This is a genomic window from Streptomyces sp. NPDC028308 (genome assembly GCF_055565855.1).
In genome coordinates, this window is sequence record NZ_JBVHTO010000011.1 from 121687 (window position 1) to 147138 (window position 25452).

The 25452-nt window shown below is 71.8% G+C and carries 17 protein-coding genes and 2 pseudogenes; 2 read left to right on the plus strand and 17 right to left on the minus strand.

Annotated elements, in window-relative coordinates:
- Positions 1 to 3: 3 nt before the first annotated feature.
- The 9 genes from ACZ4VA_RS25625 to bldG form a co-directional block, all read right to left on the minus strand.
- Positions 4 to 1209 carry a DNA polymerase III subunit delta' gene (locus ACZ4VA_RS25625; protein ID WP_468082573.1) on the minus strand — a complete coding sequence of 402 codons (1206 nt, stop codon included), beginning with the start codon at positions 1207 to 1209 and terminating at the stop codon, positions 4 to 6.
- 316 nt (positions 1210 to 1525) lie between these two features.
- Positions 1526 to 4840: a dTMP kinase gene (gene tmk, locus ACZ4VA_RS25630; RefSeq protein ID WP_468082574.1), complete on the minus strand. Its 3315-nt coding sequence runs from the start codon at positions 4838 to 4840 to the stop codon at positions 1526 to 1528.
- A gap of 144 nt (positions 4841 to 4984) precedes the next feature.
- Positions 4985 to 7798 carry a type I DNA topoisomerase gene (gene topA, locus ACZ4VA_RS25635; protein WP_356163808.1) on the minus strand — a complete coding sequence of 938 codons (2814 nt, stop codon included), beginning with the start codon at positions 7796 to 7798 and terminating at the stop codon, positions 4985 to 4987.
- A 259-nt stretch (positions 7799 to 8057) separates the two neighbouring features.
- The gene (locus ACZ4VA_RS25640) at positions 8058 to 8255 is read right to left on the minus strand and encodes a hypothetical protein (RefSeq protein ID WP_355780759.1); all 198 of its coding nucleotides are present in this window, start codon (positions 8253 to 8255) and stop codon (positions 8058 to 8060) included.
- 528 nt (positions 8256 to 8783) lie between these two features.
- Positions 8784 to 10301, minus strand: a complete 1518-nt coding sequence (locus ACZ4VA_RS25645; protein ID WP_355780762.1) for a DUF7059 domain-containing protein — start codon at positions 10299 to 10301, stop codon at positions 8784 to 8786.
- A 346-nt stretch (positions 10302 to 10647) separates the two neighbouring features.
- Positions 10648 to 11238 (minus strand): small secreted protein, encoded by a 591-nt coding sequence (locus tag ACZ4VA_RS25650; protein WP_355786708.1) that lies wholly within the window; start codon positions 11236 to 11238, stop codon positions 10648 to 10650.
- Between the two features lie 205 nt (positions 11239 to 11443).
- Positions 11444 to 13852: a sodium-translocating pyrophosphatase gene (locus ACZ4VA_RS25655; protein ID WP_468082575.1), complete on the minus strand. Its 2409-nt coding sequence runs from the start codon at positions 13850 to 13852 to the stop codon at positions 11444 to 11446.
- A 315-nt stretch (positions 13853 to 14167) separates the two neighbouring features.
- Positions 14168 to 14611, minus strand: a complete 444-nt coding sequence (locus ACZ4VA_RS25660) for an ATP-binding protein (protein WP_355786702.1) — start codon at positions 14609 to 14611, stop codon at positions 14168 to 14170.
- A gap of 129 nt (positions 14612 to 14740) precedes the next feature.
- Positions 14741 to 15082: an anti-sigma factor antagonist BldG gene (bldG, locus tag ACZ4VA_RS25665; RefSeq protein WP_010986038.1), complete on the minus strand. Its 342-nt coding sequence runs from the start codon at positions 15080 to 15082 to the stop codon at positions 14741 to 14743.
- Between the two features lie 81 nt (positions 15083 to 15163).
- On the opposite strand from bldG, the gene ACZ4VA_RS25670 reads away from it, so the two are divergent.
- On the plus strand, positions 15164 to 17764 hold the full coding sequence (locus ACZ4VA_RS25670; RefSeq protein ID WP_468082576.1) for a DEAD/DEAH box helicase: 2601 nt from the start codon (positions 15164 to 15166) through the stop codon (positions 17762 to 17764).
- Positions 17765 to 17810: 46 nt separating this feature from the next.
- On the opposite strand, the pseudogene ACZ4VA_RS25675 reads toward ACZ4VA_RS25670, so the two are convergent.
- From ACZ4VA_RS25675 to ACZ4VA_RS25705, 7 genes and pseudogenes are all read right to left on the minus strand, one after another.
- Positions 17811 to 18692 (minus strand): annotated as a pseudogene (locus ACZ4VA_RS25675) (Rv3654c family TadE-like protein); the annotation flags it as partial.
- 211 nt (positions 18693 to 18903) lie between these two features.
- Positions 18904 to 19299 carry a TadE family type IV pilus minor pilin gene (locus ACZ4VA_RS25680; RefSeq protein ID WP_468082577.1) on the minus strand — a complete coding sequence of 132 codons (396 nt, stop codon included), beginning with the start codon at positions 19297 to 19299 and terminating at the stop codon, positions 18904 to 18906.
- Between the two features lie 124 nt (positions 19300 to 19423).
- Positions 19424 to 19699 carry a DUF4244 domain-containing protein gene (locus ACZ4VA_RS25685; RefSeq protein WP_468082578.1) on the minus strand — a complete coding sequence of 92 codons (276 nt, stop codon included), beginning with the start codon at positions 19697 to 19699 and terminating at the stop codon, positions 19424 to 19426.
- Between the two features lie 50 nt (positions 19700 to 19749).
- Positions 19750 to 20532: a type II secretion system F family protein gene (locus ACZ4VA_RS25690; RefSeq protein WP_356163805.1), complete on the minus strand. Its 783-nt coding sequence runs from the start codon at positions 20530 to 20532 to the stop codon at positions 19750 to 19752.
- Complete coding sequence (locus ACZ4VA_RS25695) at positions 20529 to 21407, minus strand: type II secretion system F family protein (protein ID WP_468082579.1); 879 nt, start codon at positions 21405 to 21407, stop codon at positions 20529 to 20531. Before ACZ4VA_RS25695 ends, ACZ4VA_RS25690 begins: the two co-directional genes overlap by 4 nt.
- A 34-nt stretch (positions 21408 to 21441) precedes the next feature.
- Positions 21442 to 21765: pseudogene (locus ACZ4VA_RS25700) on the minus strand (TadA family conjugal transfer-associated ATPase); the annotation flags it as partial.
- Positions 21766 to 22017: 252 nt separating this feature from the next.
- Positions 22018 to 23142 carry a TniQ family protein gene (locus ACZ4VA_RS25705; RefSeq protein ID WP_468082580.1) on the minus strand — a complete coding sequence of 375 codons (1125 nt, stop codon included), beginning with the start codon at positions 23140 to 23142 and terminating at the stop codon, positions 22018 to 22020.
- A 130-nt stretch (positions 23143 to 23272) separates the two neighbouring features.
- On the opposite strand from ACZ4VA_RS25705, the gene ACZ4VA_RS25710 reads away from it, so the two are divergent.
- The gene (locus ACZ4VA_RS25710) at positions 23273 to 24139 is read left to right on the plus strand and encodes a TIGR02391 family protein (protein ID WP_468082581.1); all 867 of its coding nucleotides are present in this window, start codon (positions 23273 to 23275) and stop codon (positions 24137 to 24139) included.
- Positions 24140 to 24262: 123 nt separating this feature from the next.
- On the opposite strand, the gene ACZ4VA_RS25715 is transcribed toward ACZ4VA_RS25710, so the two are convergent.
- Entirely contained in the window at positions 24263 to 25450 is a 1188-nt protein-coding gene (locus ACZ4VA_RS25715) for a TniB family NTP-binding protein (protein WP_468082582.1), read from the minus strand.
- Positions 25451 to 25452 lie beyond the last annotated feature (2 nt).

Below are 25452 nucleotides of genomic sequence, written 5' to 3' on the forward strand. Positions count from 1 at the left end.
CGGTCAGCCCGCTCTCAGGGTGACCGCCATCGCCTCCACCGCGAGGAGCGGGGCCACGTTCCGGTCGAGGGCCTCGCGGCACGCGGCGATCGCGTCGATCCGGCGCAGGGTCGCCTCCGGCGAGCTGCCGCGCGCGATGCGCTCCAGGCTGTCCTGCACCTCGGTGTTGGCGATGGCCACGCGGGAGCCGAGCTGGAGGGCGAGGACGTCGCGGTAGAACCCGGTGAGATCGATCAGCGCGAGGTCGAGGCTGTCGCGCTGCGTACGCGTCCGCCGCCGCTTCTGCTTGTCCTCCAGGTCCTTCATGACCCCGGCGGTGCCGCGCGGCATCCGGCCGCCCTGGCTCGCGCCGAGCGCCGCCTTGAGGTCGTCGGTCTCCTTCACGTCGACCTCCTCGGCGAGCTGCTTGGCGTCCTCCGAGGCCGTGTCGATCAGCTCCTGGGCCGCCTTGAGGCAGCCGCCGACGTCGTCGATCCGCAGGGGCAGCTTGAGGACGGCGGCCCGGCGCGCGCGGGCCCGCTCGTCCGTGGCCAGTCTGCGGGCCCGGCCGATGTGCCCCTGGGTGGCCCGGGCGACGGCCGCCGCGACCGTCGGCTCGATGCCGTCACGGCGCACGAGGATGTCGGCGACCGCGTCCACCGGCGGGGTGCGCAGGGTGAGGAGGCGGCAGCGGGAGCGGATGGTGGGCAGGACGTCCTCGATGGACGGGGCGCACAGCAGCCAGACCGTCCGGGGGGCCGGCTCCTCGACCGCCTTCAGGATGACGTTGCCCGCGCCCTCCGTGAGGCGGTCGGCGTCCTCCAGGACGATGACCTGCCAGCGGCCGGTCGCCGGCGACATCTGGGCGTGGCGGACCAGGTCCCGGGTCTCCTTCACGCCGATGGAGAGCAGGTCGGTGCGGACGATCTGCACGTCGGCGTGGGTGCCCACCAGGCTCGTATGGCAGCCGTCGCAGAACCCGCAGCCGGGGACTCCGCCCAGGGCGCGGTCGGGACTGACGCACTGGAGCGCCGCGGCGAACGCCCGAGCCGCGGTGGACCGGCCCGAGCCGGGCGGCCCCGTGAACAGCCAGGCGTGCGTCATCTTCGACGCCTCCGGCGGCGCCGTGTCCTCGGCGGTCGCCGTCACCAGGGCGTCGGCGTCCCGGGCGGCGCCGACGAGCTGCACGGTCACCTTCTCCTGGCCCACCAGGTCGTCCCACACGGGCATGGGAGCACCGCCCTTTCGTCACACGTCGCCTTGCCGCGTCCCATTGTGCGGGAGCGGACTGACATTCCCGCCGGGCGCAGGTGCGCGACGGCCGCCCCGACGCCGCCCGGCCCCAGAACGACCTCGCCCGGCCTCGCCCGGCGACACCCCCGGCCCCCACCCGTCCCCCGCCCGGAGACGACGAAGGCGGGGAGCCCACCGGACTCCCCGCCTCACACACCGCTCGGGACTCGCCCGCGTCGGCGCCGAGCAGTACGGCGCCCCGCGTCCGGCGTCGGAACCACCCGACGCCGGACGCGGGGCGCGTCACGCCGGGTCAGCGCCCCCGTCGTCCCCGGCGCCCGCCGCGGCCCTCGTCCCGGTCCTCGTCGTCGCGCGGGCCCAGCAGTTCGTCCGCGAGGGTCGGGAGGTCGTCCAGCGGAGTCTCCTCGGCCCAGTCGGAGCGCGGGCGGCGCGGGGTGCCCGTCTCGTCGATCTGCGGCAGCTCACGCGTGCGTTCGTTGCCGTTCTCGCCCGCGTCCCCGCCCGCGTTCCGCCGGCGTCCGTCGCCCGCGGAAGGCTCGTCGCGGAAGAAGCCCGGCGGCACACGGTCCGAGGGGTCGGCCGCGGTGCCGCGCGCGGGAGGCCCGCCGGCGTCACGTACGGGCGGCAGCACCTCGGTCTCGTCGGCCGGGCGGTCCGCGCGTACCGGAGGCAGCACGGCCGTCTCGTCCGCGGCGCCCGGCGCCACCGGGGGCAGTACGGCGGTCTCCTCCGCCGCGGAGGGCGGCGCGGGCGGCTTCGGCAGCCTGGCCGTCTCCTCGACGTCCGGACGCGATCCGCCACCGGAGCGGGACCCGCCGTCCCGGCGCGCACCGGCGTCCCGCTCACCGGGCTCACCGGGCCGCACGGGCGGCAGCACCGCGGTCTCGTCCGCCGGGCCTCCCGTGGCGTTCGACGGGGTCACGACCGGCGTCGGCACGGTCAGGTCGTCGTCCGACGCCGACCGCGCGGGGGTCGCGGGAGCCGAGCCGAGCGACGCGGCGGCGCTCACCGCGGCCGCCGACGCCGCCGCGGCCTCCGCCGCCGCCCGGCGGGCCTGCTCCGCCCGCATCAAAGCCTCCTCGGCCTTGCGCTGCTTCTCCAGGCGCCGCTCCTCGGCCTCGGCCCGCAGTCGGGCCTCCTCCTCGGCCTGCCTGCGCCTGCGCTCCTCCTCGGCGGCTCGCGCCTGCTCCTCGGCGAGCTTGCGGACGCGCTCCTCCTCGGCGCGGCGGCGGGCCTCCTCGGCACGCTGCCGGGCCTCCTCGGCCTGACGCTCGGCCTCGCGGCGCTGCGCCTCCTCCAGCTCGCGCTGCTTGCGCTCCTCCTCCTCGGCGCGCAGCCTGGCGAGCTGCTCCTGGCGCTCCCGCTCCAGGCGCTCCTCCTCCGCCTTGCGCGCGGCCTCCTCCTCGGCCCTGCGCCGGGCCTCCTCCTCGGCCTTGCGCCGCGCCTCCTCCTGGGCCTTCACCTCGGCCTCGGAGAGGGGCAGCATCATGTCGAGCCGGTGCCGGACGACCGTGGTGACCGCCTCGGGCTCCTGGCCCGCGTCGACGATCAGGTAGCGCCCGGGGTCGGCGGCGGCCAGGGTCAGGAAACCGGACCGCACGCGCGCGTGGAACTCGGCCGGCTCGGACTCCAGGCGGTCGGGCGCCTCGGTGAACCGCTCGCGGGCGGTCTCCGGGGAGACGTCGAGCAGCACCGTGAGATGCGGCACGAGCCCGTCCGTCGCCCACCGCGAGATCCGGGCGATCTCGGTCGGCGACAGGTCGCGGCCGGCTCCCTGGTAGGCGACCGAGGAGTCGATGTAGCGGTCGGAGATGACGACGGCACCGCGTTCGAGCGCCGGGCGCACCACGGTGTCCACGTGCTCGGCGCGGTCGGCGGCGTAGAGGAGGGCCTCCGCGCGGTGCGAGAGGCCGGCGGAGGACACGTCCAGCAGGATCGAGCGCAGCCGCTTGCCGACGGGCGTGGCCCCCGGCTCGCGGGTGACCACGACCTCGTGGCCCTTGGCGCGGATCCACTCCGCGAGCGCCTCGGCCTGCGTGGACTTTCCGGCGCCGTCGCCGCCCTCCAGCGCGATGAAGAAGCCGGCGGCGGCGGGCGCCTGGGCGGGGTCGTCCCCGCCGCGCAGCGCGTCCCGCAGGTCGTGCCGCAGCGGGACGCCGGAGCGGTCGTCGACCTTGGCGAGCACCAGCGCGGCCACCGGCAGCAGCAGGGCGCCGACCAGCATCAGGGTGAAGGCGGCACCGCCGTGCGCGAAGACGAACTTGCCGTTCTCCAGGCGGTGCGGCCCGATGGCGGCGGCCACGAGCGGGGCGATCAGCACACCGAGCGCCACGAACACCCGTACGACGGCGTGCAGGTGCTCGGTCGTCCGGGGCCGGCGGTACTCCTCGGTCTCCTGGTCGAGCAGCGTGTGCCCGGTGTTGGCGGCGACGCCCGCGCCGACTCCCGCGAGGCCCACTATCAGCAGCACCGAGGTGACGTCCGGCACGAGTCCGGCGGCGAGCAGCGCGACGCCGGTGAAGGCGATGGCCAGGGCGAGCAGGCGGCGCCGCGACAGGGCGGGCAGCAGGGACGGGGCCGTACGGATGCCGAGCACGACGCCGCCGGTCAGCGCGAGCACCAGCAGCCCGTAGGTGACCGGCCCGCCGCCGAGGTCCTTGGCGTGCAGCACGAAGACGGCGACGGCCGCCGCGACGGCTCCGGCGACCGCGGCGCAGGCCGGCACCAGCAGCGGTACGGCTCCGGTGCGGCCCTTGTCGACGCCGGTGCCCGTCTTGGGCCGGCGCAGCCCCTCCAGCGGGGAGCGCGCACGGGGCGTCCGCGTGTCGGGCAGCTCCAGGAAGACGAGCACCGACAGCGAGGCGGCGAACAGTCCGGCGGCCACGTACGAGGCGAGGGCCGCCTGGTGCTGCTCGAACCAGTCGATCCCCGCGCCCAGCAGGTTGTTGAACAGGGAGACCACGACGAGCGCGGCAGCCGCGAGCGGCACCGTCACGAAGGCCGTACGCAGCGACAGGCGCCGCAGGGCGTCCATGTGGTCCGGCAGCGGGCGCACCGTGGCACCCTCCAGGGGCGGCGCGGGCAGCAGTGCGGGCGCCGCGCTCTCGCGGCACACGGTCCAGAAGCGCTCGGCGACCCCGGTCACGAAGGCGGTCACCAGGAGGGCGGCAAGCGCGTCGTCCGGGGTCCAGTCGATCCACAGCGGCGCGACGATCAGCAGCGCGGCGCGCACGCCGTCCGCGCCGACCATCGTCCAGCGGCGGTCGAGCGGCCCCTCCTGGGAGGTGAGGGAGCCCAGCGGCCCGAGGAGTACGGCCCCGAAGAGGAGCGTCGCGAGGATGCGCGTGCCGAAGACGGCCGCGACGGCGATGCTCACCCCGCGGTAGCCGCCGCCGAAGGAGCCCTCGGCTATGGCGGCCTGGAGGGCCAGCACGACCAGGACCAGCAGGGCCAGGGCATCGCCCACACCGCTGACGAGCTGTGCGCTCCACAGCCGTTTCAACTGGGGTCGCCGCAGGAGTGCGCGCACGGCGCGCTCCCGGGAATCTGCGACCAGGGCGTCGTCGGGGGCCCGGTGGTGGGCCGTTGGCTGCTCGGCTCGCGTCATCCTGACAGCCTATCCGGAGGGGCCAGCTCCCCGAAGGGGCGGCCGAACATACAAACGCCCCCACACCGGAAGGTGTAGGGGCGCTCGCCGGCGGGTAGCCGAAGTCGGTTCCAGCCGGGTGCCGGTGGGGTCCGGCGGGCGGTCTCAGCCCTCCGAGGCGGCCGTCTTCTTGGCGGTGGCCTTCTTGGCCGGAGCCTTCTTGGCGGTCGTCTTCGAAGCCGTCGTCTTCTTCGCGGCGGTCTTCTTGGCCGGGGCCTTCTTGGTGGCGGCCTTCTTGGCCGGCGCCTTCTTCGCGGTCTTCTTGGCCGGCCCCTTGGCGCGCTTCTCGGCGAGCAGCTCGTAGCCGCGCTCCGGGGTGATCTCCTCGACGCTGTCGCCGGACCGCAGGGTCGCGTTGGTCTCGCCGTCGGTGACGTACGGGCCGAAGCGGCCGTCCTTCACCACGACCGGCTTCTGGCTGACCGGGTCCTCGCCGAGCTCCTTGAGCGGCGGCTTGGCGGCCGCGCGTCCACGCTGCTTGGGCTGCGCGTAGATCGCGAGCGCCTCGTCGAGCGTGATGGTGAAGAGCTGGTCCTCGGAGGTCAGCGACCGCGAGTCCGTGCCCTTCTTCAGGTACGGGCCGTAGCGGCCGTTCTGCGCGGTGATCTCCACGCCCTCGGCGTCCTTGCCGACGATCCGCGGCAGCGACATCAGCTTGAGGGCGTCGTCGAGCGTCACCGTGTCCAGCGACATCGTCTTGAACAGCGAGGCCGTACGCGGCTTCACGGCGTTCTTGCCCGTCTTCGGGGTGCCCTCGGGGAGCACCTCGGTGACGTACGGGCCGTAGCGGCCGTCCCTGGCGATGATCTGGTGGCCGGTCGCCGGGTCGGCGCCGAGCTCGAAGTCGCCGCTCGGCTTGGCGAGCAGCTCCTCCGCGTACTCGACGTCCAGCTCGTCGGGGGCCAGGTCCTCGGGGACGTCGGCGCGCTGGTGGTTCTCGGCGTCCTTCTCCCCGCGCTCGACGTAGGGCCCGTAGCGGCCGACGCGCAGCACGATGTCGTTGCCGACCGGGAAGGAGGACACCTCGCGGGCGTCGATGGCGCCCAGGTCGGTGACGAGTTCCTTGAGGCCGCCGAGGTGGTCGCCGTCTCCGTTGCCCGCCTCCGCGGCGCCGGTGGCCTCGCCCTCGCCGAAGTAGAACCGCTTCAGCCACGGCACGGACTGCGCCTCGCCCCGCGCGATGCGGTCGAGGTCGTCCTCCATCTTGGCGGTGAAGTCGTAGTCGACGAGCCGCCCGAAGTGCTTCTCCAGGAGGTTGACCACGGCGAAGGAGAGGAACGACGGGACGAGCGCCGTGCCCTTCTTGAAGACGTATCCGCGGTCGAGGATCGTGCCGATGATCGACGCGTACGTCGACGGGCGGCCGATCTCGCGCTCTTCCAGCTCCTTGACGAGGCTGGCCTCGGTGTAGCGGGCCGGGGGCTTGGTGGCGTGGCCGTCGACGGTGATCTCCTCGACGGAGAGCGCGTCGCCCTCGCCGACCTGCGGCAGCCGGCGCTCGCGGTCGTCCAGCTCCGCGTTCGGGTCGTCCGCGCCCTCGACGTACGCCTTGAGGAAGCCGTGGAAGGTGATGGTCTTGCCGGACGCGCTGAACTCGGCGTCGCGGCCGTCGGAGGCCCGGCCGGCGATCTTGACGGTGACGGAGTTGCCGACCGCGTCCTTCATCTGGGAGGCGACGGTCCGCTTCCAGATCAGCTCGTACAGGCGGAACTGGTCGCCGGTCAGACCCGTCTCGGCCGGGGTGCGGAAACGATCACCCGAGGGACGGATCGCCTCGTGCGCCTCCTGTGCGTTCTTGACCTTCCCGGCGTACGTGCGCGGCTGGGCCGGCAGGTAGTCGGCCCCGTACAGCTGCGTGACCTGGGCACGGGCGGCACCGACCGCCGTGTCCGACAGCGTGGTGGAGTCCGTACGCATGTAGGTGATGAAGCCGTTCTCGTACAGCTTCTGGGCCACCTGCATGGTCGCCTTCGCGCCGAAGCCGAGCTTGCGCGAGGCCTCCTGCTGGAGCGTCGTCGTACGGAAGGGGGCGTACGGCGAGCGGCGGTACGGCTTGGACTCGACCGAGCGGACCGCGAAGGCGGTGTCCTGGAGGGCGGCGGCGAGGGCGCGGGCGTTCGTCTCGTCCAGGTGGAGCGTGTTCGGGCTCTTGATCTGCCCGAGGGAGTCGAAGTCGCGGCCCTGGGCGACGCGCTTGCCGTCGACCGCCGTCAGGCGGGCGATCAGCGTCGACGGGTCGGAGGCGTCACCGGCGCGGCCGGTGCCGAAGGTGCCGGTCAGGTCCCAGTACTCGGCGGAACGGAAGGCGATGCGCTCGCGCTCCCGCTCGACGACGAGACGGGTGGCCACGGACTGCACACGGCCGGCCGACAGCCGCGGCATGACCTTCTTCCACAGGACCGGCGAGACCTCGTAGCCGTAGAGGCGGTCGAGGATGCGGCGGGTCTCCTGGGCGTCGACCATGCGCTTGTTGAGCTCGCGCGGGTTGGCGACGGCGCTGCGGATCGCGTCCTTGGTGATCTCGTGGAAGACCATCCGGTGGACCGGGACCTTGGGCTTCAGGACTTCGAGCAGGTGCCACGCGATGGCTTCGCCCTCGCGGTCCTCATCGGTGGCGAGGAAGAGTTCGTCGGAGTCCTTCAGCAGGTCCTTGAGCTTCTTGACCTGCGCCTTCTTGTCCGCGTTGACGACATAGATGGGCTGGAAGTCGTGCTCGACGTCGACGCCGAGGCGGCGCACCTCACCGGTGTACTTCTCGGGCACCTCCGCGGCGCCGTTCGGGAGGTCGCGGATGTGCCCGACGCTCGCTTCGACGACGTAGCCGGGGCCGAGGTAGCCCTTGATCGTCTTCGCCTTGGCAGGCGACTCGACGATGACGAGTCGGCGGCCGCCGTGTGCGGTGTCGCTGGTCGGGGACAACTTCGCTCTTCTCTCCGGATCGACGCGGGGGGTCTCCCCAGGCCTTGCTCCCGGGGGTCGTGTCGTGCTGACGCTGCGGAGTGTGACGGTACATCCCGCCCCCGTGTCAAACGGGAAAAGCCCGCAACGGCCACTCGAACGGTAACCCGACTACCGCCATTCCTGCCGCCCGGAGTGGACACCGGCTGTTTCGGCCCCATCCGGAGCGTGACCTCTCAATTACTGGCGGACGTCCGCGCGGAGGCCGGAGAGCCCCTCCCTACGCGCGCGTGAAGCACCACACGCCGAGCACCAGCGCGCCGACCGCGGCGAGGCTCGCGAGCGTCGCCGATGCGACGGGGTTCACACCGAGGGCGACGGGCTCGCGGTGCCGCAGCCGTACCGCGGTCCAGGCCAGCAGTCCCCCTCCGAACAGGGCGAACGCCGTCCCCGCGAAGATCGCCGGTCCGCTCTCCATCGCTGTGTCCTTCCCGCCCCGGTGGTCCAGGCTCGGGAGGCTGGCACGCCCGGACGGCGAGCGGGGAAACCCACGGTGAACGGGGAGCGGAGGGCGGGTCCGGCCGGCCCCGCGGGGACCGGCGGCGGTGGGTCGCCACCGGGGAGCGGGAGCCGCCGCCCGCACGCCGGTGTGTCGAATCCGTCTTCACCGGAAGCTCGCGGGACTCCCGAGTCCGCACACCTGGCAAGGTCCCGCCCCGACGCGGGGCCCGCTTCCATCGCGGCACGCTTTCATCCCGTCGGCCGGGCCACGCTTCCATCGCGGCGCGCGGCGTCGCTTGCACCCGGCCGGGGCGGACCGACTTCCAACCCGGTGCGAGGCGCCGCCTCCGCCCGGCCGGGGGGGGCCGAGCATCCATCCCGGAGCTTGGCCACGCTTCCACTCGGACGGGGCGGCCAGACTTCCATCCCGACACCCGGCACGCTTCCATCCCGCCTGGGCGGGCCAGGCTCCCGGCCGCGCTTGCACCCGGCCGGGGCGGCCCCGTCACTGTGCCGGTTCGAGGAATCCCTGTTCCACCAGCAGCCGGATCTGCTCGGGAGTGCGGTCCCGCAGCAGGACCGGGTCCTCGCCGACCAACTGCGCGATGGCGTCCAGAATGCGGCCCGCGCTCAGCGTGCCGTCGCACACGCCCGCGAAACCCGCGCCGACCGTGTCCACCTTGGTGGCCCGGCGCATCCCCCGGTGCTGACGGAGCACCACGTGCTCGGGGTCTTCGGCGCCGGGCAGTCCGACCTGCTCCTGGACGACCTCGGCCACGAGCCGGAAGTGGCCGGCGAGCAGGGCCGCGTCGTCGTGCTCACGCAGGAAGTCGACGCGCTCGAAGTGCGCCCGCACCGCGTCCCCGAGCGGTTGTTCGACCGGATGCGGCCATTCCTCGACCGTGATCGAGGGCTCGGCGGCGCCGGTCTTGCGGAGCGTGATCCACCCGAAGCCGACGGCCCTCACCTTGCGCGCCTCGAACTCGTCGAGCCAGGCGTCGTACCGCGCCTGGTACTCGGCGGGATCGCTGCGGTGGTCGCCCGCGTCGCGCAGCCACAACTCGGCGTACTGCATGACGTCCTGCACCTCGCGCTGCACGATCCACGCGTCGCAACCGCGCGGCACCCACGAGCGGAGCCGGTCCTGCCAGTCCTCCCCCTCCACGTGCTGCCAGTTGGCGAGGAACTGCGCGTACCCGCCGTCGTTCAGCCGCTCCCCCGCCTCCTGAACGAGCGTGCGGCACAGATCGTCCCCGCCCATCCCGCCGTCCCGGTAGGTCAGCCGGGCGCCGGGCGAGATCACGAAGGGAGGGTTCGACACGATCAGGTCGTACGTCCGGTCGCCGACCGGCTCGAACAGGGAGCCCTCGCGCAGCTCGGCCGCCGGGGCGCCGGACAGCGCCAGGGTGAGCGCGGTGATGTGCAGGGCGCGGGGGTTGAGGTCGGTCGCCGTCACGTGCGTGGCGTGCTGGGCGGTGTGCAGCGCCTGGATCCCGGAGCCGGTGCCGAGGTCGAGCGCGGAGGCGACGGGCGTGCGCACGGTGATGCCGGCGAGCGTGGTGGACGCCCCGCCGACGCCGAGCACGACGCCTTCCTCGCGGCTGCCGATGCCGCCGGCTCCGCCGACCGCGCACCCGAGGTCGGACACGATGAACCAGTCCTCGCCGTCGGTCCCGCCGTACGGCCGGATGTCGACGGTCGCGGCCACCTCGTCGCCGCCGACCGGGGTCAGCCAGCCGCTGTCGAGGCACTCGGCGACCGGCAGCACGTCCGCCACGCGCGCGTGCGGCACGGGCTGCTGCAACAGGAACAGCCGTACGAGCGCCTCCAGCGGCGTGTCCCCACGGGTCGCCCGGAGCGCGGGCACGGTCTCGCTGCGCGCCAGCGCCGCGTACGCGGGAGCTCCGAGCAGGTCGAGCATCCCGTCGGCGGTGTAGGACGCCCGCAGCAGGGCGTCCCGCAGCCGGGCGGCGACATCGGGACGGTCGGACGAGGGCAGCGGTGACAGGGTGGTGTGGCTCACCACCCCATTGTGACCCGCGAGCCCCGGAAGGCGCTGTGCCGGGCACGCTCACCAGCGCCGGCGACCGGCCCGGGGCCGCGGTGAGCGCCGGCACACGCGCCGGTACGGGGCGACGGCGCCGCGGGCGGCCCTGGCACGCGCGTCCCTACGAGGCGACGGTGCGGTGGGCGGCAGCCCGCACCCCCAAAGGGCGACGACACAGCGGGCGCACGCCGGACACCCGGCCCCCTGTCAGGCGAGGGCGCCGTGGGTGGGCAGGCGCCGCACCCCGGCCCGGTCGATGTCAGGCGGGCCGGGGTCAGGCGGGCCGGGATCAGGCGTGTCAGGGTCAGGCGGGCCGGGAGGCTCAGCCCTTGGTGACCTCGGGCGAGCCGGAGGCGCTCTTGCAGCTCTCCTGCTGGGCCATGGCCTTGCCCACGTCACCCTCCTCGAGCTTCTTCAGAGCGTCGTTCCCGCTCTTGCTCAGCTTGTCGAGTTCGGTGGCGATGTCCTTGAGACCGTCGGCGAACTTCGCCTGGTCCTTGGTGTTCAGCCCGTCGACCTGCTTCTTGAGGTCGGCGTACGAAGCGGAGATCCCGTTGAGTTCCTTGACCGCGTCGGTCTGCTTCTTCTCGCCGTCGTCGACGTTCGGCGGACCGGCCTTGTCCACGGCGGTGCCGATCGCCTTGTAGGCGTCGGACATGTCCTGGAACGCCTTGGAGTCGGTCGACTGCACCGCCTTCGGCGTGCTGTTGTCCGAGGTCTCCTTCTGGATCGCGGCGTTGGCGGCCTCGATCTTCTGCGCCTGCGGTTTCACCGCGTCACAGACCTTCTTGGCCCAGGAGTCCAGCTCCTTGTTGCCGTCGTCGCTGCTGCATCCCGACAGCGCCATCACCAGTACCGCACCGCCGGACACCGCGGCCGCGAGCTTCTTGTTCACCGGATTGGTCCCTTCCATGGCTCTCGGCCCCGGAACATACACGCCAAGTGGGGGACAACCGCGTGACGAACGTCCGCTTGATCCGTTATTGCAGCCATTTGCACCAAGCGAGATAAGGCTCACGACGACAGCGTGAACGGACACGGGCGGGCGGACGGCACGTCAATGCGCGCCACCCGCCCGCCCGTTGACCGACACCCGGTCCGGCGTGGGATTCCCGGAGCTACGAAACCACCGCCGGATCAGGCGACTTGGCGGACCGCTCCGCCTGGTCGTCCTCGTCGCCCATGGCGATCCCGCGCCGCTTCGAGATGTAGACCGCGCCCACGATCACGAGGAACGACAACACCGCGATCAGTACCCGCATGCCGACGCTCTTGTCGTCGCCGTACGAGAACTTGACGACCGCGGGCGCGATCAGCAGCGCCACCAGGTTCATCACCTTCAGCAGCGGGTTGATCGCGGGTCCCGCGGTGTCCTTGAAGGGGTCGCCGACCGTGTCGCCGATCACGGTCGCGGCATGGGCCTCGCTGCCCTTGCCGCCGTGGTGACCGTCCTCGACGAGTTTCTTCGCGTTGTCCCAGGCGCCGCCCGAGTTGGCGAGGAAGACCGCCATCAGCGTGCCGGTACCGATCGCGCCCGCGAGGAACGAGCCGAGCGCCCCGACCCCGAGCGTGAACCCGATCGCGATCGGCGTCAGCACGGCGAGCAGCCCGGGCGTGGCGAGTTCGCGCAACGCGTCCTTGGTGCAGATGTCGACGACGCGCCCGTACTCGGGTTTCTGGCTGTAGTCCATGATCCCGGGGTGCTCGCGGAACTGCCGCCGCACCTCGTAGACCACGGCCCCCGCCGACCGGGACACCGCGTTGATCGCCAGCCCCGAGAAGAGGAAGACGACCGCGGCGCCGGCGATGAGCCCGACCAGGTTGTTGGGCTGCGAGATGTCCATCATCAGGTTGAGCGGCGCCCCGCTGCCGGAGACCTTCTCGCCCACCTCGTCCGCGGCCGTGGTGATCGCGTCCCGGTACGAGCCGAAGAGCGCCGAGGCCGCGAGGACGGCGGTGGCGATGGCGATGCCCTTGGTGATGGCCTTGGTGGTGTTGCCCACCGCGTCCAGGTCGGTGAGCACCTGGGCGCCGGCGCCCTCGACGTCGCCGGACATCTCGGCGATGCCCTGCGCGTTGTCGGAGACCGGGCCGAAGGTGTCCATCGCCACGATCACACCGACCGTGGTCAGCAGCCCCGTACCGGCGAGCGCCACCGCGAACAGCGCCAGCATGATCGACGTACCGCCGAGCAGGAACGCCCCGTACACGCCGAGGCCGATCAACAGGGCGGTGTAGACGGCCGATTCGAGACCGATGGAGATGCCGGCGAGGACGACGGTGGCCGCGCCGGTGAGTGAGCTCTTGCCGATGTCCCGCACGGGCCGGCGGGTCGTCTCCGTGAAGTAGCCGGTCAGTTGCTGGATCAGCGCGGCCAGCACGATGCCGATCGCGACGGCGATGAGCGCGAGGATCCGCGGATCGCCGCCCTTGCCCTGGATGGCCGAGTCGGTGACCCCGTCCAGATCGGCGTACGACGACGGGAGATAGGTGAAGACGGCCAGCGCCACCAGGGCCAGCGAGATCACCGCGGAGATGAAGAAGCCGCGGTTGATGGCGCTCATCCCGCTGCGGTCCGCCCGGCGCGGCGCCACCGCGAAGATGCCGATCATCGCCGTGACGACGCCGATCGCCGGGACGATCAGCGGGAACGCCAGCCCGGAGTCGCCGAACGCGGCCTTGCCGAGGATCAGCGCGGCGACGAGCGTCACCGCGTACGACTCGAACAGGTCCGCGGCCATACCGGCACAGTCGCCGACGTTGTCGCCCACGTTGTCGGCGATGGTCGCGGCATTGCGCGGATCGTCCTCCGGAATGCCCTGCTCGACCTTGCCGACCAGGTCGGCGCCGACGTCGGCGGCCTTGGTGAAGATGCCGCCGCCGACACGCATGAACATCGCGATCAGCGCGGCACCGAGGCCGAAGCCCTCCAGGACCTTCGGCGCGTCGGCCGCGTACACCAGCACCACGCAGGAGGCGCCCAGCAGACCGAGCCCCACCGTGAACATGCCGACGACGCCGCCCGTGCGGAAAGCGATCTTCATGGCTTTGTGCGAGACGGCGGTGAGATCCTTTTCGGGCTCACCCTCCGCCGGAGTCGCTTCCCGTGCGGCGGCGGCCACACGGACATTGCTGCGTACAGCGAGCCACATGCCGATATAACCGGTGGCCGCCGAGAACGCCGCGCCGATCAGGAAGAAGATCGATCGGCCCGCCCGCTGATTCCAGTCGTCCGCGGGCAGCAGCATGAGCAGGAAGAACACCACGGCGGCGAATACGCCGAGTGTCTTCATCTGCCGCCCCAGGTAGGCATTGGCGCCCTCCTGGATCGCCTTCGCGATCTCCTTCATGCTGTCGGTGCCCTCGCCCGCGGCGAGGACCTGGCGCACCAGGATTCCGGCGACCACGAGTGCCGCGAGCGCGACGACCCCGATCACCATCACGATGATGCGGTTGTCGTCCGTCAGTACCGCGGCTGCGAGGGTTGTGGGGTGGTCAAACTCATGAGGGGTAGAAAGCCCCGCCATTCGTCCTCCTTGACGCTTGGGCTGAGCTCAAGATGTGGACGGATTGTAGGTACCGGAACCTGATCAAAACAGTGTGCGGCAAACAGAATTGGCCTTCACAGGCCCTTCGGTAAATGATCGCCTGTGAACACGGAACCCGAAAGTGGTAATGGCCCAAAAGCGTTGACGCCCGAGTTCCCCGGCCCGGAACTGATCGTGAATGCATTCACGAAAAGGCACCCCGCCGCACGGCGCACCAAAAAGGGCCCCGCTGAGCAGGGCCCTTGAGGTACTACGGATGGAACGTCTGTGTCCTACGGGGTTACGCCGAAGGCGTTACGGGATGAGCGCGGCGGGCGGCGTGGTCGGCCAGCTCATCCTGATCAGTCCGCCGTTCTCACCGGCGGTCACCTCGACGTCGTCGACCAGACCGCTGATGACCGCGAGGCCCATCTCGTCCTCCTCGGTCTCCACGTCCGGCTCGTCGGACGCGCCACGAGCGCCGGGCACCCGGTCGCCCGGAGCCGCACGTGGCGCCTCGTCACCGACCTCGATGGAGAACTGCTTCTCGTCCTCGATCAGTGACACCCGGACCGGCGCCGACGTACCGCTGCTCTGATGCAGTCCGACGGCACGGGTGCAGGCCTCGCCCACGGCGAGTCGGACCTCGTCGAGTACGGCCTCGTCCACTCCGGCCCTGCGCGCCACCGCTGCCGCCACCAGTCGGGCGGTCCTGACGTGCTCGGGCAGCGCGCTGAAGCGGAGTTCAACGGTGGCCATGCATCCCCCTAAGAACTACGGGCGTGCTGTCAGGGGGCCGGGCCGCCGAGACCCGTCCCCCCGCGTTGCTTCTGCCGTCCTGGGCGCGCGACTGCTGCCGTCCTGTGGCACGCGGGCCCCGGGACGGGGTCAGTCGGTGGCCGCCACCGCTTCCTCGACGGAGGTGTGGATGGGGAACACCTTGGTGAGGCCGGTGATACGGAAGATCTTCAGAATGCGCTCCTGGTTGCAGACCAGCCGCAGCGAGCCCTCATGGGCACGCACACGCTTCAGGCCGCCGACCAGCACGCCGAGCCCGGTGGAGTCGAGGAAGTCCACGCCCTCCATGTCGACGACAAGATGAAAATTGCCGTCGTTCACCAGCTCGACCAGCTGTTCGCGCAGCTTGGGCGCGGTATATACATCGATTTCGCCACCGACCTCGACGACCGTACGATCGCCGACGGTACGGGTCGACAGGGACAGGTCCACGGATCCTCCAGCACCTTGCTAATCGAGCGGTCATCCCAAGGGACACCTCGGCAGAGCCCCCGGGACGGTTCGCCAGCCGCGATGGCATTCAATCACTTACCGGCAGGCGTGCACGACGCCTTGGCTCCATTGTCCGTCACGCCAGTGACACACTCGGTCCCGATGGCCAAGAATCACCGATCCGATCACACCCGGACGGACACCGCTTCCAGCCCCTCGCCGGGCACGGTCCTGGACCGGCTCGCCTCGGGGCCGAGCCGGGCTTCGCGCATCACTCATACGGAGCACTTGCCCCCGCGTGCGGGTCGCCATGCCGTCTGGCCCGACCGGATCCGATCCGAGGTCATCGCAGCCGTGCAGGCCGCCGGCATCGAACACCCGTGGGCCCACCAGGCACGCGCCGCCGAGCACGCCCTGGACGGCGAGTCGGTGATCGTCGCCACAGGCACCGCCTCCGGCAAGTCCCTGGCGTACCTCGCGCCCGTCCTCACGGCCCTCCTGGACGGCGCCGAGGCCCCGAACGGCCGCGGTGCCACCGCCCTGTACCTGGCCCCCACCAAGGCCCTGGCGGCGGACCAGTGCCGATCCGTGAAGGAACTTTCACAACCGCTGGGAAACGCCGTGCGCGCCGCGGTCTACGACGGCGACACGCCGGTCGAGGAACGCGAATGGGTACGTCAGTACGCCAACTACGTCCTGACCAACCCCGACATGCTGCACCGCGGGATACTGCCCTCCCACCCCCGCTGGTCCTCCTTCCTGCGCTCCCTGCGCTACGTCGTCATCGACGAGTGCCACACCTACCGCGGCGTCTTCGGCTCGCACGTCGCCCAGGTGCTGCGCCGCCTGCGCCGCCTCTGCGCCCGCTACGGCTCCTCCCCGGTCTTCCTGCTGGCCTCCGCCACCGCCGCCGAACCCTCCGTCGCCGCGGGCCGCCTCACCGGCCTCCCCGTGGTCGAGGTCGCCGACGACGCCTCCCCCCGCGGCGAGCTGGTGTTCGCGCTGTGGGAGCCCCCGCTGACCGAGCTGCACGGCGAGAAGGGCGCACCCGTACGGCGTACCGCCACCGCCGAGACCGCGGACCTCCTCACCGACCTGACCCTCCAGGGCGTGCGCTCCGTCGCCTTCGTGCGCTCCCGCCGCGGCGCCGAGCTCATCGCGGTCATCACCCAGGAGCGGCTCGCCGAGACAGACCGTTCCCTGGTCCGGCGTGTCGCGGCGTACCGGGGCGGCTACCTCCCCGAGGAACGCCGCGCCCTCGAACGCGCCCTCCACTCCGGCGAGCTCCTCGGCCTCGCCGCCACCACCGCCCTCGAACTCGGCGTCGACATCTCCGGCCTCGACGCCGTCGTCATCGCCGGCTACCCCGGCACCCGTGCCTCCCTGTGGCAGCAGGCGGGCCGCGCCGGACGCTCCGGGCAGGGCGCGCTGGCCATCCTGGTCGCCCGCGACGACCCGCTGGACACCTTCCTCGTCCACCACCCCGAGGCGCTCTTCGACCAGCCCGTCGAGTCCACGGTCCTCGACCCCGACAACCCCTACGTCCTCGCCCCCCACCTGTGCGCCGCCGCCGCCGAGATACCCCTCACCGACGAGGACCTGGCACTCTTCGGACCCGCGGCGACGGATCTGCTGCCGCAGCTGGAGGCCGCGAAGCTGTTGCGCCGCCGCACGAAGGCCTGGCACTGGACCCGCCGGGAACGCGCCGCGGACCTCACCGACATCCGCGGCGGCGGGGGCAGCCCCGTCCAGGTCGTCGAGTCCGGGACCGGCCGGCTCCTCGGCACCGTCGACGAGGGCGCCGCGCACATGGCCGTGCACGAGGGCGCCGTCCACCTCCACCAGGGCCGCACCTACCTCGTCCGGAAACTGGACCTCGAGGACTCCGTCGCCCTGGTCGAGGAAGCCGCTCCGCCGTACTCGACGGTCGCCCGCGACACGACCTCCATCTCCGTCCTGGAGACGGACGTCGAAGTCCCCTGGGGCGACGGCCGGCTCTGCTACGGCTCCGTCGAGGTCACCAACCAGGTCGTCTCCTTCCTGCGCCGCCGGCTCATCACCGGCGAAGTGCTCGGCGAGACCAAACTCGACCTCCCTCCCCGTACGCTGCGCACCCGCGCCGTCTGGTGGACGGTCACCGAGGACCAGCTGGATGCCGCCCGGGTGAACCCGGAGATCCTCGGTGGCGCCCTGCACGCCGCCGAGCACGCCTCGATCGGCATGCTGCCGCTGTTCGCCACCTGCGACCGCTGGGACATCGGCGGCGTCTCCGTGCCGCTGCACCCCGACACCCTCCTGCCCACGGTCTTCGTCTACGACGGCCACCCGGGCGGTGCGGGCTTCGCGGAGCGCGCCTTCCACACCGCCCGCGCCTGGCTGACCGCCACCCGCCAGGCCATCGCCTCCTGTGAGTGCGACGCCGGCTGCCCGTCCTGCATCCAGTCCCCCAAGTGCGGCAACGGCAACGATCCGCTGCACAAGCGGGGTGCCGTGCGGCTGCTCACGGTGCTGCTCCAGGGCGCCCCCGAGCCGGAGGCGTCCGACCGCCCGGCGCAGGGTCCGCCGGAACAGGCCCCGTCCGACCCGAGGGACCCGCAGGACCGGCCGGATCCCCTGGGTCCGCCTGCACCGGTGGGCCTGGGCGACCCCGAGGAACGGGGAGACCCGCAGGCCCCGCTCTAGACCGCACCTCGGTGGCGAACAGCCCCCGGCCGGTCGCCGCCGTGACGTCCGAGACCTCGCCCACGAGGTCGCACCGCACGAGGCGGGCGCCCTGCACCCGTGCCACCCGCTCCGCGCCGGCACAGGCCGACGTGCCGCCCTTCGCCCAGTGGTCCGCCGCCGCGAGCGCCGCGAGGTCGGCCGCGGCGGCCGCCCGATGCCGGGTCACCGCGGCCTGCCCCACGCCCAGCACGACCCCGAACACAGCACAGAGCACGGCGACGGCCCCGACCACCCAGACGGACGCGGATCCCTGGTCGGACGCTCCGGCCGTCCGAACAGATGCCGCCTGATTGCGCCGAACGGGTGCCCTGCGGATGTCCGACGGCTCGCAGACCCGGGGGAGCTGGACGGGCGCCGGGCCACTGCGCGACGACATGAACGGGGAAGCCGTACTCGGCCGAACGGGTGGTCGGCGCCTGTCCAAGGGCACGGACCGCCCACGGAGCTGGACAGGCGCCGGCGCTCTGCCAGACGACAAGGGCAGGTAGGCCCGGCTAGGCCGAGTGGGTGACGTGACCGTACCGGGCCGGGTTCGCGCCAGGAATACGCCGGACAGGGCAGCGGGCGGACGGTCCAGGCCGCCGCCACTTTCGCGGTCACTTCCGGTGCAGGTGCCAGTGCTGGTGCCGATGCTGGGGCTGGGGCTGGGGCTGGTGGCGGGGCTGGCGCTGGTGCCGGGGCTGGGGCCGGTGCCCGTGCCGGGGCCGGTGCTCGTGCCGGGGCTGGGGCTGGGGCTGGGGCCCGTGCCGGGGCTGGGGCCCGTGCCCGTGGTGGGGCCGGCGCCCGTGCCGGTGCCGGTGCTGCCGCCACTTCCAGGACCGCGGCCGCGGCCTCCGCCAGAGCCACTGCCGCTGCCGCTGCCGCTGCCGCTGCCGGACCGAACCATCGCGAGCGACCCGCCGTTCCGCTCCCGATGCCGGCGGCCGCCTGTCAGAACCGCCGACTGCCCCCTCTCAGCCCCCGTCTCCGCCCCGCCGCTCCTCGTACTCCTCACCTCGTCACCCCCGTCACGTCTGACTCCCCTGTCATCCCCGTCACTCCGGACGCTCCCGTCATCCCAGGCGCCCCATCGCTCCCAGCCACCCCACCCGTTTCGGTCACCCAGCCGTCCGGGTCACCCCAGTCGCCGCAACCACCCCACTCGACCCGAACGCGCCCACCGTCTCCTCCGCCAACGCCACTGCCTCGTGGCGCAGTTCGAGGGTCAGGCCGTCCGGGCCCGGCGGGTGGGCCGCGACCGTCACGCGGACCAGGTCGCCCTCACGGCGCACCGTCACCCGCGCTCCCCCGGGTGCCGCCCGGCGTGCCACCGCCGCCACCGCTTCGGGCGGGTCCTGGCGAGCCGCTGCCCGGGCTCCCGCCCTCGCCGCGTCCACGCACTGGATCTGCGCGGACGCGGCCAGCAGCGCCCAGACGAGGGCCATCGCGAACAGCACCAGAGCGGGCAGCACCACCGCGGTCTCCGCCGTCACGAATCCCCGGTCCCGCGTCATTCGCGGGGCATGATCCGAGCCGTCCCGGAACTCCAGCCGCCCCCGCCCGGCCGAACCCCGGCCCCACGCCCGCCGCGCCCCCGTTTGCCGGCGAACTCCCGATGGACGGCCCGCCCCGCCCGCCTCACATCCGGACATCGAGCGCTCGCCCCACGATTTCCTGCAACTCCCCGCTGACCTGCCCGCTGGTCAGCACCTTGTAGAGCACGGCGGCGAATCCCACCGCCGCGATGATGCCCATCGCGTACTCGGACGTGACCATCCCCGTGTCCCTCCGCGCCGCCCGCACCAGGTCCCCGTGCTTGGCACGCAGCCCGTCCACCAGGGCCGTCAGCCCCGCCCGTACCACCCGTACCGCCTTGTTCATCTCAACCCCCGTGAGGTCCGCACTCGTTGCCATTCGTCTTCGTCACCGTCGACGCCACCGCCGTCACGCCGTCCGCGCTCCTGTCATCCGCCCGCACCTCCCAACGCGCCTTCCGCCAGGCCGATCACCACCGGGAGCACTCCGACCGCGATGAACGCGGGCAGAAAACACAGCCCGACCGGGGCGGTCACCATGACCCCGGCCCGGCGCGCGCCGGCCTCGGCGGCGCGGCCCCACTCGGCGCGGGCCTCCGCGGCGATGCGGGCGACGGGCGTCGCCGCCGGTACCCCGGATTCGCCCGCGCGTTCCAGCAGCCGGGCCAGCCCGGCGGCTCCGGGCATCGACGCGAGCGCCCGCCAGGAGTCGGCCGGTTCACCGCCCAGGCGGACCTCGGCAGCGCCTCTCGCCAACCGCTCCCCCACCGGTCCGCGCAGGGCCTCTCCCACCGCACGAGCGGCCGCGACGGGGCTCGCGCCGGCCGCGATGCACGCCGCCAGCAGGTCGGCTGCGAGCGGGAGTTGCCGGGCGGCGAGAGCCGCGTCGTACTCGGGTGGCGAACCCGCCCCCTTTCTGAGCCACCGGCGCCACACCCCCAACCCGGCGGCGAGTCCGACCAGAAGGCCCGCGACACCCCCGATCAGCACCCAGCCGGCACCGACCGCTCCCGCCACCGGCAGCCACCGCCGCACCGCATGGCGCACGCGCACGTCCAGGTCGCGCCTCTGGGCCGCCACCCTCTCCAAGCACAGCACTGCTGCGAGTCTCCGTCGTGCCCTTCGTTTCCGTCCCGCCGCGCCGACCAGCCATCCGAGGACGGACACCACGCACAGGACAACCCCCAGCCTGTGGACAACCTCCGCGCTCATACCGCCTCAGCTCCCCGCACGATCCGCAGCGCCCACCACAGCCCCACGGCCTCCAGCACCGCACCGACGAGCAGGCAGCCGAGGCCCGGCCCTGTGTGCAGGATCACGTGCAGCGGGTCGGCGCCGAGAGCCGTGCCCAGGAGCAGCCCGAGCACGGGCAGCCCGGCGAGCATCACCGCCGTGGAACGGGCCCCGGCCAACTGGGATCTCAGGTCGGCGCGTTGGTCCCGCTCAGCTCGCAGGGCTCCTTCGAGGCGGTCGAGGCCCGTCGCGAGCCCTGCGCCCCGGTCCACGGCCACCCGCCAGCACGCCGCCAGCCCCGACAGTCCTTCGGCCCCTGGTTCCCCGGCCGCGACGACGAGGGCGCCCGGCACATCCCCGCCGAACCGCGCCGCAGACAGCACCAGCCCCTGCGCCTCGCCGAGCCCGTCCGAGTCGGCCGCGGCACGCAGCAGCGCCTCCCCCGGCTGCCGTCCGGCCCGCACCTCTCCGGCGAGCGCCCCGCACAGGGCGATGACCGCGTCGCCCCGCCGCTCGCCCTCCCGACGTCTCTCCCGAGCCCGCCGCGCACGCCGCAACAGCGGCACACCGGCGGCACCGGCCAGCAAGGGCAGTACCGACGCTCCCAACACCGCGACCAGCAACCCGGCGGCCAATGACCACCATTCCGGCGTCAGCCGTCCCCACAGCCGCCGCGCTTCGACGAACGCCCGCTCCCACGCCGGCGGCCCGACCTCCAAGGCCCCGTCCTCCGCGCACAGCACCCGGGCCCGCTTCACCTCCGCATTCCGCTCGGCCAGCAGCCAGGCCGCCAGTCCCGCACAGGCCATGGCCCCACTCATCGCCACCTCGCCCGAACCGACGGTCGCCGTCATCCCGTGCCTCCGCCCACGTCCCGCCGCTCCCCCGTCACCACGCCTGACTCCCCTCGGTCCCGGACCGGAGCAGCCCCCGCAGCCGCTCCCATCCCCGCTCGTACGCGAACGCCTCCGCGCTCCACCGCAGCGCGGGCACCGTCACCACCCAGCCCGCCGAATCCCGCTCCAGGACGTGCACCTCGGCGATCCGGCGTCTTCCGGCCCGGTCGCGCACGAGATGCAGCACCACCGCGAGAGCAGCCGCCAACTGGCTGTGCAGCGCCGCCCGGTCGAGTCCGGCAGCCGTGCCCAACGCCTCCAGCCGGGCCGGCACCTGGGCCGCGGCGTTCGCGTGCACCGTGCCGCACCCGCTGTCGGATGGCAGGAAAGATTTCAGTTGGCACATCGCTGACCAGGGAACTGAAATCTTTTGTGCGGTGACCTACATCACACTTGCCGCACGAAAGATTTCAGTGTCCGATCTACGCGCAGGTCACGCCCGGGAGGATCGTCACTCACCGTGAAAGCAGCAGGTCACCGGAGGGTCGCGGGCCTGAAGCGTCAACGTCGCATGGCGCGTTCGATGGGGTGGGACATCAGCCTGATCGTCAGCGCAACAAGTCGGCGCCTACCGTCGAACCCGGCCGTCGTGCCCCTTCACGGAGGGGGCAGCGACCCGGACCGACTCGACGATTCGAGCGAGGAGTCGCGTCGTGTCCCGTGGCGGCCTTTTACGCCATGCCACATTCAGTGACCGCGCTCGAACCGGGAGCGGGCGCGCTGCAAAGTCGACGATCTCCCGGGCGGCCGACCACGGGTCGCCGCTGAACAGAATCTGGGCCGCAATTCGCAGTGCCGCTGTTTGAGCCATCGGTTTTGGCCCTGCAATCCTGGTCGGGTTGACTCCCGGGTTGGACGGCGTACAGAAATCGGTGAAACCGTCGGCGACAACCGGGTCGGCACCTTCCATATTTTCCGGTCTGGCTACATGAAAGGCAAAGTCTGCCATTGCCGCCAGATCTGCAAAGACACCGCGCAGATGAACGGCCTCCGGTCGTGCCCACGCAAGGCGTTCTTCGATGAATTTTTGCAGGTCAGCGAGGACTTCGTCGTGCAGTTCAGGAGCTTTCCACTTTTTGTATTCGGTGTCGCATTGCCAGAGCAGGACATCCGTCAGCCGGTGCTTTTCGGAGCCTTGGCAGCTTCCTTGGCCGAGGTTGACGTGGGCCCCGGGCAGCGGGGTGTGGCATTCGGGGCATGCGGCCAGCAAGTAGCACCGATGCCGCAGGCATGCGAACATCCATGGCGTGCACCATTCCAAGGGCCAGCGCCCATCGTTTTCTTCGATGCAAGAAGGGCAGAATTTTAATTCGCGCGGGTCGATCCAGCTCGCTTTCATGATCCGGAACAGGTTCCGCGGGGTGGATTTGACCAGATCGAATTTCACGGCGGTCCCCAGGAAGCGCATCCAGGTCATCGCCTGCAGTTCGTCGCCTGACAGTCCGGTTGCCTGTTCGACGCGAAGAACGTCCTCGTCACCCAGGCCGTACACGAGCGACGTCGGCCCCGAGTCGGCGATGCGTGCCACGTTGTCGCCCGGCCGCAGGAGCCCGCACGCCGTGGCCATCGATGTGCGGGAGACCTCGCAGACCGCGCTCATGTGTCCCAGCCAGCTGAGGAGCGACTCCCTCGGAAGCGGCACAGGCACAACCGGCAGACGTCGGATGCAGCGGGCAGCGGAAGGGTCGGGCACACGTCACGATACGACGGCACGCCTCTGCCCATCGGCGGGAACCGCCACCGCCCATGGGGAAGGAGGCCGTTGCGCGGTGCTCTCCTAGGCTCTCGGTGTAAGGCGGACACGATCAGAGGAGGGGGAGCGCATGGCGACGTACGGCGCTGAATACCTGAAGCGACTGCTCGCAGCGGTGGAGAGGTTCGAGCGGGCCTTCGAACGCTGGATGGAGACTCAGGTCGAGTCGGATCTTCGTACCTCTCGTGGCTTGTACCCGACGGTCCATGTGAAGGACGGGCAGGATCAGGGGACCGTGCGGGAGCATGAGCTCGACGTGGCGGAGACGGCAGGAGCTGCTGCGCGGGCTGTCGCCGTCACCGGGGCTCGTATCGGTGTTGCCGGACTCGGTGCGCTCGATCCGATCGCGAACTGGTCTCTCATGTCGGCTCCGAAGGCACTCTTCTCGCCGCAGGATGTCCGCAACACAGCGGCGACGGTCCGGGGCCGGCTGGGCATGATGATCGACGAGGCCGAGACGGCCACGGAGACGGCTGTGCCAGGATTCGCCCCGTCTGAGCTACATCCGGTCATCTGGACCGCGGCGGCGGCACATTGGACGACCCATCAGTACCGGGTCGCGGTGCGTGAGGCGTCGGAGGCGCTGACCGTGCATTGGAAGACGCGCCTGGGCCGCCACGACGTGGACGACACCCCGTTCTGGCAGCAGACCCTCTCGCCGGGTGAGCCTGAGACGGGCAGGCCCAAGCTCGCGTGGCCCGGTGATCCCGCGGACAAGACGACCAGGAGCATGCGTGGCGGGCTGGAGCCACTGGGCAAGGCGTTGAACAGCCTGGCGACCGGACTGAATCTCACCGTCAGGAACGTCACGACGCACACCCGTGACGAGCTGACCGAGCAGGAGGGCATGGAACGCCTCGCCGCCTACAGCTACTTCGCCCGTCTCCTCGACAAGTGCGAATTCCGCCGCGTCGACGAAGCCCCGCAAAGCACCTGAGCTGCGTCACGCCGCCGGCCAGATCCCCCGACGGATGACGCCGACTGGCGAGCGGGTCTTGGCTCGTTCGGGTCGGCTGCATCTGCCTTCTGGCCCTCGCCACGGCGTGGCGAGGGGGTGTATCTAGCCGGCGGCGGCCTCGCCGTCTTCGTCTTGGGGGTTGTGGCGCTGCTTCGGTGAGGGGGGCAGGGGCTCTTCGTGCCACATCGCGTCGTACGTGCTCTGCGCGTGCTCGTTGATCACGATGGTGTCGAGGAGGGCGCGGTCGATCCGCTCCGTGCCGGTGAGCACCGCGTCGGCGGCCGCTTCGCGGAGGAGTTCCGCCAGGGAGCTGATGTTGCCTCCGGTGCGGCGGTACAGGTACTTCCACTCGCCGACGAGGGTGCCTTGCTGGTGTCTGTACAGGACGAGGGCTTCTTCCATCGCGGTGATGACGGAGACCCAGTCCTCTTTCTCTGCCCTGGTCCGGATGCCGTAGGGGGTCATGTGGAGCAGGAGGTTGCGGCCGGCGGTCTGGGTGGCGCGGCGGCCGCCGGTGCCTTCGAGGAAGAGGCCGGAGTGCTTGAGGTCGACGCCGGTGTAGATGAAGGTCGCCGCGGTGTGGTTCGCGATGTGCTTGAGGTGGTCGTTGACGACCTTGCCCTCCTTGAGGGAGAGGTCCATGAAGTGGGCGTCGTCGATGATCACGAGTTCGACGCCGACGCGGCGCATGTTCTCCAGGACGAGGCGGGTGATGTCGCTCTTGGTGGCACCGGAGCGGTAGTGCTGGCCGAGGTACTCGGCGAGCGCGATGGACAGGTCCTTGGGCGTGGCCTGGGAGGGGATGTTGACGTAGACGACGGGCGTGTAGTCGATGATCCGCCCGTCGACGATGTACTTCTTGTCGTAGCGGTCGGGATGGTTCAGCCGCAGTTCGTGCTCAAAGTCGTAGGCGAACGTCTTGACCAGGGTGGATTTGCCGAGGGTGGCGGGGCCGTCGAGGACGATGCCGCGTCGGGCGCCGGCCGGCTGGAAGCTGTTGGTCATCATCCGGCGGCGGATCTGGTGGTGGATGGACTTCATCTGGCTCGTGCGGACGATGACCAGGGCGCTGTGGTGGGCCACCCGGGCCGCGTTGTGGCGGCGTTGTTCCTCGGTGCTGAGCTGTTCGTAGACCTCCAGCGGCAGCAGAAGCGGCTTCGGCGGGAGAACGTAGTCGAGGTATTCGCGCCATTCCTCCTTGGTCCGGGGCTCGGACAGGCCGGGGTGCTTGAAGTCGCCTGGTCCGTAGGCTTCTTCGGGCTGCTCGTCGGACGGGTCGGGGGAGGTCACGG

Excerpts from the sequence above, each read along its gene's own strand:
- ACZ4VA_RS25625 (WP_468082573.1), bottom strand. The coding sequence starts at position 1,209 with ATGCCCGTGTGGGACGACCTGGTGGGCCAGGAGAAGGTGACCGTGCAG.
- tmk (WP_468082574.1), bottom strand. The coding sequence starts at position 4,840 with ATGACGCGAGCCGAGCAGCCAACGGCCCACCACCGGGCCCCCGACGAC.
- ACZ4VA_RS25640 (WP_355780759.1), bottom strand. The coding sequence starts at position 8,255 with ATGGAGAGCGGACCGGCGATCTTCGCGGGGACGGCGTTCGCCCTGTTC.
- ACZ4VA_RS25650 (WP_355786708.1), bottom strand. The coding sequence starts at position 11,238 with ATGGAAGGGACCAATCCGGTGAACAAGAAGCTCGCGGCCGCGGTGTCC.
- ACZ4VA_RS25655 (WP_468082575.1), bottom strand. The coding sequence starts at position 13,852 with ATGGCGGGGCTTTCTACCCCTCATGAGTTTGACCACCCCACAACCCTC.
- ACZ4VA_RS25660 (WP_355786702.1), bottom strand. The coding sequence starts at position 14,611 with ATGGCCACCGTTGAACTCCGCTTCAGCGCGCTGCCCGAGCACGTCAGG.
- ACZ4VA_RS25670 (WP_468082576.1), top strand. The coding sequence starts at position 15,164 with ATGGCATTCAATCACTTACCGGCAGGCGTGCACGACGCCTTGGCTCCA.
- ACZ4VA_RS25680 (WP_468082577.1), bottom strand. The coding sequence starts at position 19,299 with ATGACGCGGGACCGGGGATTCGTGACGGCGGAGACCGCGGTGGTGCTG.
- ACZ4VA_RS25685 (WP_468082578.1), bottom strand. The coding sequence starts at position 19,699 with ATGGCAACGAGTGCGGACCTCACGGGGGTTGAGATGAACAAGGCGGTA.
- ACZ4VA_RS25690 (WP_356163805.1), bottom strand. The coding sequence starts at position 20,532 with ATGAGCGCGGAGGTTGTCCACAGGCTGGGGGTTGTCCTGTGCGTGGTG.
- ACZ4VA_RS25695 (WP_468082579.1), bottom strand. The coding sequence starts at position 21,407 with ATGACGGCGACCGTCGGTTCGGGCGAGGTGGCGATGAGTGGGGCCATG.
- ACZ4VA_RS25710 (WP_468082581.1), top strand. The coding sequence starts at position 23,273 with ATGGCGACGTACGGCGCTGAATACCTGAAGCGACTGCTCGCAGCGGTG.